At 77.0% G+C, this 466-nt stretch carries 1 protein-coding gene; it reads right to left on the bottom strand.

The window, feature by feature from the left end; genetic code table 11:
• On the bottom strand, nucleotides 1-466 hold a 466-nt coding region (locus tag LPA54_RS37875; protein WP_228984948.1), incomplete at both ends, for a hypothetical protein.

Here is a 466-nt window from a genome sequence, read left to right on the forward strand (position 1 = left end):
GAGGGTCTCCCGGAGCCGGGCGGCGAGGCGCGCGACCGTTCGGGGGTCCGTTCCTTCCACCGTCAGGAGGGCGGCGAGCCGGCGCACCGCGTCGCGGTACGCCTCCCCCGCGTACCGCCAGTCCGCGCGCGCGGAGTCCGCGTCGCCCGGCAGGAGCAGGCCGAGGGCCGTGTCCCACGCCCGGGCGGCGTCCGTGTCCGGAAACGCGCTCCCGAAGTCGGTGAAGGCCGAGTGCCAGATCCGGCGCGACACCGTGGCCACGACGGCGTCGAGGGCGTCCGGCCACGGGCCGGGGCGAGCCAGCAGCAGCCGCACCTGGTCGAGCGGTGCCAGTCCACCGCCCCGCACGCCTCCTCCGAGCTGCGCCTCGACCTCCGTTCCGGGGGTGATCCCGATGCCCGCGTCCCTCAGTTCGGCCAGGGTGACGGTCTCGTCGCCGGTGAACCCCGGCGGGTCGCCCGGCAGG

The sequence above is a fragment of the Streptomyces sp. DH12 genome (assembly GCF_020873895.1).
Classification (GTDB): domain Bacteria; phylum Actinomycetota; class Actinomycetes; order Streptomycetales; family Streptomycetaceae; genus Streptomyces.